Origin of the sequence: Streptomyces ipomoeae 91-03 (genome assembly GCF_000317595.1) — a bacterium.
GTDB classification, from domain to species: Bacteria; Actinomycetota; Actinomycetes; order Streptomycetales; family Streptomycetaceae; genus Streptomyces; species Streptomyces ipomoeae.
Genome location: NZ_AEJC01000609.1, coordinates 1 through 5,119, shown reverse-complemented (window position 1 = coordinate 5,119; position 5,119 = coordinate 1). Strand labels below are relative to the sequence as shown.

Here is a 5,119-nt window from a genome sequence, read left to right as displayed (position 1 = left end):
CCCCACTTTTGGCCCGCCTCGGCGACGGGTAAGGTTAGGTTAGCCTCACCGATTAATCGGGGCGGCACTCTTATCGATCCCGGCGGGAGGTGAACGGCGTGTACGTCTGCAGTTGCTTCGGCATCACAGAGCAGCAGGTCAAGAAGCACGCGGCGGACGGCGCCTGCACCCCTCGTCAGATAGCGTCGGCATGCAAGGCGGGCACGGACTGCGGCTCCTGCGTACGCCGCATCCAGGCGCTCCTCGGCCGGGGCGCGTGCCCCCGGCGTGAGCTGGTCGACCAGGGCAGGCCCGTACTCACGGAACTCGACGGCGTCGAAGAGCTCGAAGAAGCCGCCTAGGGGTGGGAAGAGGACCGGCGGCGGTGCTTCTCGCTTCTCAGCTCTCCGGCTGCTCGATCAGCTGCGCGATGTAGAGCGCCTCGCCCAGCTTCTCCAGCAGCTCCAGCTGGGTGTCGAGGTAGTCGATGTGGTGCTCCTCGTCCTCCAGGATCGACTCGAAGATGTTCGCGGACGTGATGTCGCCCTTCTCGCGCATCACCTTGATGCCGCGCCGGAGCCGGTCGATCGCCTCGACCTCGATCTGCCGGTCGGCCTCGAACATCTCCTTGACCGTCTGGCCCACCCGGACGTGGAACAGCCGCTGGTAGTTCGGCAGCCCCTCCAGGAAGAGGATGCGGTCGGTGAGTACCTCGGCGTGCTTCATCTCGTCGAACGACTCGTGCCGGGTGTACTTGGCGAGCTTCGTCCAGCCGAAGTTCTCCTGCATCTTCGCGTGCAGGAAGTACTGGTTGATCGCGGTCAGCTCACCGGTGAGCTGCTCGTTGAGGAATTCGATGACCTCAGGGTCGCCCTGCATCGCGTAGGGCTCCTTCCAAGCGGGGGGACTGGGAGGTTGCGCCGCGATGATTTCACCGCCGTCGAAGATCGTCCAGTAAGTGCAAGCTTAGTAAGTTAGTACAGCCTTAGTTAAATTTGTCCGACTCGGGTGGCCCCTGGTCATGTGCACCACTCGGGGTCTGTCAGGATGGAGTCATGGGTCAGCCGGTGGAACGCGAATCGGGAGATCGCGCATCTGAGAACTCCGAGAACGCGGCACAACCGCAGCTCCCGCCGGGACAGCGCCTCCAACGCGGCTGGCCGGTCACGCACTACGGACCCGTCCCCAAGTTCCGTCCCGAGCGATGGGACTTCCGGGTCTTCGGCGCCACCGCCGACGGCGAGAAGCACTCCTGGAACCATGAGGAATTCACCGCACTGCCGTACGCCTCGGTCGTGGCGGATCTGCACTGTGTGACGAAGTTCAGCATGGTCGGCGCCGAGTGGGGCGGCATTCCGGCCCGTACGATCCTGGAGATCGCGCCGCCGGCCGCCGAGGTCACCCATGTGATGGTGTGGGCCGAGTACGGCTTCAGCTCCAACCTCCGCCTCGCCGACTTCGCCTCCGACCGCACGATCTTCGCCACCCACAAGGACGGCGAACTCCTCACCGCCGAACACGGCTTCCCCCTCCGCCTCGTCGTACCGAGCCTGTACGCCTGGAAGGGCCCCAAATGGGTCCGCGGCATCGAGTACATGACCGCCGACCGGCGCGGCTTCTGGGAGGAACGCGGCTACCACAACATCGGCGACCCCTGGAAGGAACAGCGGTACTCGTACCAGGAGGAGCCGGGGGAGGGGCCTGAGCTCTGAAACTGTCGGTAGGCTCAGCGCCGGTCAACAGGACAACCGTGCGGGAGAGCCAAGATGGCCGTCTTCAACGTGATCTTCTCGGAGGCCGCGGCGCGCGTGCGCGACAGCCTTCCGGATGACCACCTCGACGTGCTCCAGGAGGGGCTCGTCATACTGGCCAAAGATCCCCGCACCAAGATCTCCGCAGCCATCTCCGGTGACGAGAACACCCGCTCGGTCGCGCTGTCCCGCAACGTGGCGATCGAGTACGTCATCAGTGACGGCCTGCTCATCGTGCTCGTGGTCCACATCGTCGACACCTCGCACGTGCTGGTCGAGAACAAGGACTGACCCGGCGCCTCAGCTTTCCCGTAGTTTCTTCAGGCGTTCCACGTCCGCCGCGTGGCCTTCCTTGCCGCCGGGTGTCTCGATGATCAGCGGTACGCCCTCGGTGGCGGGGTGGGTCATGAGGGCCCGGAAGGGGTCCTCGCCGATGTGGCCGGAGCCGATGTTCTCGTGGCGGTCCTTGTGGGCGCCGACGACGTCCTTGGAGTCGTTGGCGTGGATCAGCTTCAGCCGGCCCTCGCCGACCGTGTCGACCAGCAGGTCGAGGGTCCGGTGCATGCCGTCCGGCCCGGTCAGGTCGTGGCCCGCCGCGAAGATGTGGCAGGTGTCCAGGCACACGCCGAGCTTCGGGTGGGCGTCGAGCGCCTCGAAGTAGGGCCCGAAGTCCCAGGTGCGGGAGCACAGGGAGGAGCCCTGCCCCGCGGTCGACTCCAGCAGCAGAAACGGGTCGTCGTCGTGCGTCAGCTCGTCCAGCAGCGGCAGCATGTACTCCCGCACCTGCTTGAGCGCCACCGAACGGTCCCGTCCCCCGGTCGCGCTCCCGGTGTGCACGACGACCCCGAGGGCCCCGATCTCCCGTCCCCGGCGCAACGAGTGCCGCAGTGACTCCACGGACCTCTCGACCGTCGCCTCGGTGTGCGAACCGAAGTTGATCAGGTACGGGGCATGCACATAGGCGGGGATCGACTCGGCGGCACAGGCCGCCCGGAACTCCTCGTCCTGCCGGGGGTTCCCGACGGGCGTCGCCCAACCCCGCGGATTGGCGACGAACACCTGCACGGTCTCGGCTTTCAGCTCACGGGCGTACGTCAGCCCGACGGAGTTCAGCCCACCGGCGACGGGGACATGACCCCCAACGGGGTTGCGGGCCGGGCTGGTTGGTGCGCCGGAGTCGCCGGTTCGGTCGCCGGAGCGACTCGTTGGTTCACCGGAGGGGCCGGGGAGGCCACGGGACTGCTGAGTACTCACGGGACCAAGGGTGTCACGCGGCTCGCGGCGCCTGGACGGCGGCTTCGGCGGCTGCCGAAGAACGTGTGCGGCCCCGACCGACACGGGCCGGGGCCACAGGTGTGATCAGCCGATCTCGATCGTGATCGTCGAACCCTTGGCCGCCTTCTCGCCGCCCTCCACCGACTGGCCCTTGACCTCGTCGCCGAAGAGACCGAGCAGCCCCCGGTCCTCCTCGACCTCGAAGCCCGCGTCCTTGAGTTTCCGGGTGGCCTCGTCGACGCTGTCGCCGACGACGTCCGGGACCTCGACCATCTCGGGCCCCTTGGAGATCGTCAGGGTGACCGTGTCGCCCTCGGCGGCCTCCTTGCCCGCACCCGGCGACTGCTCGGCGACCATGCCCTTGTCGAACTCGGAGTTGACCTGCTCCGAGGCGATCTTCACCTTGAGGCCCTCCCGTTCCAGCAGGGCGGTGGCGTCCTCGACCGAGGAACCGGCCACCTCGGGAACCTCCACCGGGGCACCCCGGCTGACGACGAGGGCCACGGCCGAACCCGAGGACGCCTCGGTGCCGACGCCGGGCTCGGTGCGGATCACCTGGCCCTTGATGACGTCCTCGCTGAACTCCCGCGTCACCATGCCCGGTTGGAGCCCGTCGTTCTTCAGCCGGGTCTTCGCCAGGTCCAGCCGGTAGCCCTCCAGATCGGGCACCTTCACGACTTCCGGGCCCTTGGAGATCGTCAGGGTCACGGTGTCGTTGTCCCGGATGCGCTCCCTGGGCCCCGGATCGGTGCGGATCACCTGCCCGCGCTTCACCGTGTCGCTGAACTCACGCTTGATGTGGACATCGAGCCCGGCGTCCTCGATCCGCTTCTTCGCGGTCGACTCGGACACCTTCAGCACCGCCGGGACCCTCGTGAACTGGCCCGAGTTGATGTACCAGACGCCCCCGCCCACCCCGAGGACCAGCAGCACGGCGACGACGATCGCCAGCACCCCACGCCGAGGCGCCGCGGCGTCGCGCGTGCGCCGGGGCGGCGGCGGGGGCGCCTCGAACCGGCTCGTCCGGTTGAGGGGGTCGGCTCCCGCCGCAGCCGCGCGGGGCGTCGACAGCGAGCGCGGGATGACACTCGTCCGGTCCTCGGCACTGTCGTGCCCGTCGGCCGTCGCCTGCGGCGGCACCGCGTCCAACTGCTCACCGCTCAGCGCGGCCCGCGCCTGACGCGTCTGCGCGAGCAGCGCCACGGCGTCGTACGGTCGCACCTCGGGGTTGCGGGCCGTCGCCGAGGCGACCAGCTCGTCCAGCTCGTACGGCAGCCCCGGCACCGCGGCCGACGGCGGCGGTACGTCGTCGTTCAGGGCGTGGTAGAGCAGCTGGGCAGGGGTGTCCCCGGAGTGCGGTTTGCCGCCGGTGAGCATCTCGTAGAGCATCACCCCGCACGCGTACACATCCACGCGGGTGTCGGTGGTGCCGTGCTCCAGCTGCTCCGGGGCGAGGTACGAGACGGTGCCGAGGACGGTGCCCGTGGTGCTCGTGACCGTGTCCACGGCCCGTACGAGCCCGAAGTCGGCGACCTTGACCCGGCCGTCGTCCCCTATCAACACGTTCTCGGGCTTCATGTCCCGGTGCACGAACCCGGCGCGGTGCGCGGCGCCGAGCGCGGCGAGCACCGGCTCCAGGATGTCGAGCGCCGCCCTCGGCTGCAGCGCCCCGCGCTCCCGCAGCACGTCCCGCAGGGTGCATCCGGCGACGTACTCCATCGCGAGGTAGACGTACGACCTGTCGGTGCCCTGGTCGAAGACCCCCACCACATTCGGATGCGACAGTCGCGCCACCGACTTGGCCTCACGGATGAACCGCTCCACGAACGAGCCGTCCGCGGCCAGCGTCGGATGCATCACCTTGAGTGCGAGCACCCGGTCGAGGCGGGTGTCCACGGCCCGGTAGACCGTGGCCATCCCGCCGACCGCGATCCGCGCCTCGACTCGATACCGGCCGTCGAGCACCTGGCCGACAAGCGGGTCCTGAAGGGTCGTGTCCACGCAGGTGAGTGTACGAGCCGCCACGGACACCCTGCCGGGTTCGGCGACAGCGGAGACGGACTGCAGCAGACCTGTGACCCGCTGACGACGGCCGCCCGCCCAAGAGCTCGGGG

The 5,119-nt window shown here is 68.5% G+C and carries 6 protein-coding genes; 3 read left to right on the top strand and 3 right to left on the bottom strand.

Annotation, left to right across the window (positions count from 1 at the left end; genetic code table 11):
* Positions 1-89: 89 nt before the first annotated feature.
* Positions 90-341 carry a (2Fe-2S)-binding protein gene (locus STRIP9103_RS39075; RefSeq protein ID WP_048821785.1) on the top strand — a complete coding sequence of 84 codons (252 nt, stop codon included), beginning with the start codon at positions 90-92 and terminating at the stop codon, positions 339-341.
* Between the two features lie 37 nt (positions 342-378).
* Here the strand turns inward: STRIP9103_RS39075 and bfr are convergent, their stop codons facing one another.
* Positions 379-858, bottom strand: a complete 480-nt coding sequence (gene bfr / locus STRIP9103_RS39070; RefSeq protein WP_009336866.1) for a bacterioferritin — start codon at positions 856-858, stop codon at positions 379-381.
* A 176-nt stretch (positions 859-1,034) separates the two neighbouring features.
* Between bfr and STRIP9103_RS39065 the strand changes: the two genes are divergently transcribed.
* Both STRIP9103_RS39065 and STRIP9103_RS39060 read left to right on the top strand, forming a co-directional pair.
* Complete coding sequence (locus tag STRIP9103_RS39065) at positions 1,035-1,691, top strand: sulfite oxidase-like oxidoreductase (protein WP_009336864.1); 657 nt, start codon at positions 1,035-1,037, stop codon at positions 1,689-1,691.
* Positions 1,692-1,745: 54 nt separating this feature from the next.
* Positions 1,746-2,021: a hypothetical protein gene (locus STRIP9103_RS39060; protein WP_009336871.1), complete on the top strand. Its 276-nt coding sequence runs from the start codon at positions 1,746-1,748 to the stop codon at positions 2,019-2,021.
* 9 nt (positions 2,022-2,030) lie between these two features.
* Here the strand turns inward: STRIP9103_RS39060 and STRIP9103_RS39055 are convergent, their stop codons facing one another.
* Positions 2,031-2,984, bottom strand: coding sequence for a deoxyribonuclease IV (locus STRIP9103_RS39055; protein WP_078614199.1), 954 nt, complete (start codon positions 2,982-2,984; stop codon positions 2,031-2,033).
* Between the two features lie 105 nt (positions 2,985-3,089).
* Positions 3,090-5,006 (bottom strand): Stk1 family PASTA domain-containing Ser/Thr kinase, encoded by a 1,917-nt coding sequence (pknB, locus tag STRIP9103_RS39050; RefSeq protein ID WP_048821787.1) that lies wholly within the window; start codon positions 5,004-5,006, stop codon positions 3,090-3,092.
* Positions 5,007-5,119 lie beyond the last annotated feature (113 nt).

Bases quoted from the DNA above. Each gene is read 5' to 3' on its own strand.
- bfr (WP_009336866.1), bottom strand. From the start codon at position 858: ATGCAGGGCGACCCTGAGGTCATCGAATTCCTCAACGAGCAGCTCACC.
- STRIP9103_RS39065 (WP_009336864.1), top strand. From the start codon at position 1,035: ATGGGTCAGCCGGTGGAACGCGAATCGGGAGATCGCGCATCTGAGAAC.
- STRIP9103_RS39060 (WP_009336871.1), top strand. From the start codon at position 1,746: ATGGCCGTCTTCAACGTGATCTTCTCGGAGGCCGCGGCGCGCGTGCGC.